The following is a 3,005-nucleotide window of genomic DNA, read 5'->3' on the forward strand; positions in this document are numbered from 1 at the left end:
AGAAAGAGCCCTTGACCAGCAGAAACGCCGGTCAAGGGCTCTTTCGTGTTGTCCGGCTGTGTACGGCCGGAAACGGCGTTTCACGACCAGTCGCGAAGAATACGCCGGGGACTCCGGCGCGGACGGGCGTTCGCCACGCGGTCCTACGTGGTCGACTTGGTTATGCCGGTTTGCGGCACTTGCCTGGCCATCAGGGACAGCGAGGTTGCGGCAGAGCTTCTTCCGCTGGCCATATCCGCAGGCCAACGCCTGTACGGCCTCGCCGTCTGCAAAGGCGCTGGCGAGGGTTGCCCAGGCAGGGCATCGCCTGGACCGGCCGGATGTGCCCTAGCCAGGCGTTTACCGCAGTCGGCACCTCAACGCTGCGGGATACGTGGCGAGACCCGACGTCGTGTGCAAGTTGTTCGGGTGTGGGCTCACGTGACTGGTCGGCATGTCTGCCGCGCGGGTTGCTGAGGATCGGTCGTTCGGGTGTTCGGCGGAGTTGATGGCCGTGGATAGATTTTGGTGGTGGTGGGGCGGCGTAAGTGGAAGGGGCACGGGCTGACCGTGCTGGTAGTCGGTGTGGCTGTCGGCGCGGTGGCATGGCCATTGCTCGTGGACCGCAAGCCGGTGGGTGCCGTGGTGTCGGGTGTGGTCGCAGCGTTGGTGACGGCGTTTCTTCCTTTACTGGTGGGAGCGGTTCGGGGCCGGTTCATTGGAAGCCCGGCAACGGAGGTGCTGTCGGCTGAAGCCGAGCGGTTGGCGGGGATGGTGCTGGGTCGGGTGGTGGACAGCCCGGTGCGAGTGCGGCTGAACCATCCGATGCCGTTGCGGGTGCGGTTCCGGACGGTACCTGAACTGGGTGCGGACCGGGCAGCGGTGACGGGTGAGGACGGCCCAGACTGGCGCGAGGAACCGCTGTCTGGCGATGTGGGCCAGGTGGCGGACCGGCTGCGAAAGCTGCCATGGAAACAGTTGGTAGTACTAGGTGAGCCGGGTGCCGGCAAGAGCGTGCTGGCGGTGATGCTCGTGCATCAATTGCTCACGGCCGCGGTTCCGGGGGACCCGGTGCCGGTGCTCGTGGGGGTGTCGTCGTGGGATCCACGCGCGGAACCGGTGGCCAAACTCATGGCCCGCCGCTTGCGGGAGGATTTCGGGCTTGGTGAGGACGTGGCCAGGCGACTGGTGGGCGAGGCGCGGGCTGCTGGCTCCGGTAGAGCGGGGTTCTGGGTGCTGCCCGTGCTGGATGGTCTGGACGAAATCGAGCCGTCGTTGCAGGCTGCCGGCTTGGTTGCCATCCAGGACTACGCTGCAGGTGACCGCCCGGTGGTCGTGATGTGCCGGGTGCGTGAGTTTGAGCAGGCGGTGGCAGCGGTCGGGGTGTTGTCGCGGGCTGCGGTGGTGCGACTGGAGCCCTTACGGCCGTCGGAGGTCGCGGACTACCTGGCATACCCGTCGGATCGGCGGCAAGCGTGGGCACCGGTGTTCGACGTCTTGCAGGAGCAACCGTCGGGGGTACTGGCAGGGGTTTTGTCGACACCGCTGATGGCAGGGCTTGCCAAGGATGCTTATGCCCGCCGGGATCCGGCGGAGTTGGCACGGGTGGCAACGCCGCAGCAGGCTAGGGGCCTGCTGATCGACGGCTATGTGGCCTCAGCGTATCGGGACGGCGATCCGCAGATAAGCGATGTCAGTCGATGGCTTGGCAACCTGGCGTACCTCGCGTATCTCGACGGGACGCGAGACCTGCGCTGGTGGCAGCTGCCCTGGGCGGAGCTGGTCCGCGGCGGCCCGAGGGCTGTGCAGGTGGCTGCTGCCGGGGTTACAGGTCTGGGGGTGGGGGCTCCGGTCGTGGCGTTGTATGGCTGGCAGACGGGTGTGGTCTGGGCGTTGCTCGCCGGGTTGGGCGCGGTAGGGGCGTTCGGGCGTGTGTTCGGGCAGCCGTTCCAGCCGGCGGCGACGAGGATTCCTGTGGCTTGGCGTTGGGCGGTTCGGTGGGCGGGCGGCGACGCAGCGGTGCGAGCTGGGGTTCGGCTTTGGTTCGGTGCGCTGTGCGGCATAGCAGCGGGGGCACTGGCTGGCGATCCAGTGGCGGGAGCTGCCGTGGGGGTGCTATGCGCCGGGTTGGTGGCTATATTGCCCGGCGGCCGGTGGCAGCCGCGGGTACGGATGCCGGCCGCGACGCTGCGGGCGAACCATCTCCTTGCCGCTGCCGCGGCCGTGCGCTACAGCGCAGCGGGGGCGTTGCTCTTCGCGGCGAGTGCCGTTCTGCTGGCGCAGTCACCCGCGCGGTGGTCGCTGGCGGGGCTGGCCGCCTTCGCCGTCAGCGGAGGGCTGGCTGGGGGGTGGGGCCGCTGGCTGCGGTTCCGCTTGGCCCATCTCGCGGTGCTGATACTCGGCGGGCGGGAGCCGCTGCTTCCACGGCGGCTCATCCAATTCATCCAAGACGGCACTAGTCCAGACGTCGCTGTGATGCGCGTGAACGGCACCGTCTGGCAGTTTCGCCACGCCCTTATCCAGGACCACTTGCTTGACCATAGTCGAGCTGAGAATCTGCGCCGTCGTGCCGATGCTGGGGACGGCGAGGCCGCCTGGGAGCTGGCGGGGTTGCTGCGGGAGCGTGGGGATATCGCCGGGGTGGTGACGGTATTGCGCCATCGTGCCAACGCTGACGACGCGAGCGCCGCCCGCGAGCTCACGAGGTTGCTGCGGGAGCGTGGGGATGTCGACGGGGCGGTCGCGGTGTTGCGCCGCCGCGCTGACGCCGGGGACAGGGAGGCCGCCCGGGAGCTGGCGGGGTTGCTGCGGGAGTGTGGGGATGTCGACGGGGCGGTCGCGGTGTTGCGCCGCCGCGCTGACGCCGGGGGCTGGGAGGCCGCCCGGGAGCTGGCATTGCTGCTGCGGGAGCTTGGCGATGTCGGCGAGCTGGGTCGCCGTGCCGACGCCGGGGACGAGGAGGCTGCCTGGGTGCTGGCATTGCTGCTGCGGGAGCTTGGCGATGTCGGCGAGCTGGGTCGCCGTGC

Annotated in this window: 1 protein-coding gene; it reads left to right on the forward strand. The window is 69.1% G+C overall.

All coding sequences use genetic code 11. From position 1 onward, the window contains the following. Positions 1-510: 510 nt before the first annotated feature. Positions 511-3,005, forward strand: a 2,495-nt coding sequence (locus Cco03nite_RS41725; protein WP_203699590.1) for a hypothetical protein, incomplete at its 3' end; no start/stop codon positions are given.

Source organism: Catellatospora coxensis (assembly GCF_016862635.1).
Classification (GTDB): domain Bacteria; phylum Actinomycetota; class Actinomycetes; order Mycobacteriales; family Micromonosporaceae; genus Catellatospora; species Catellatospora coxensis.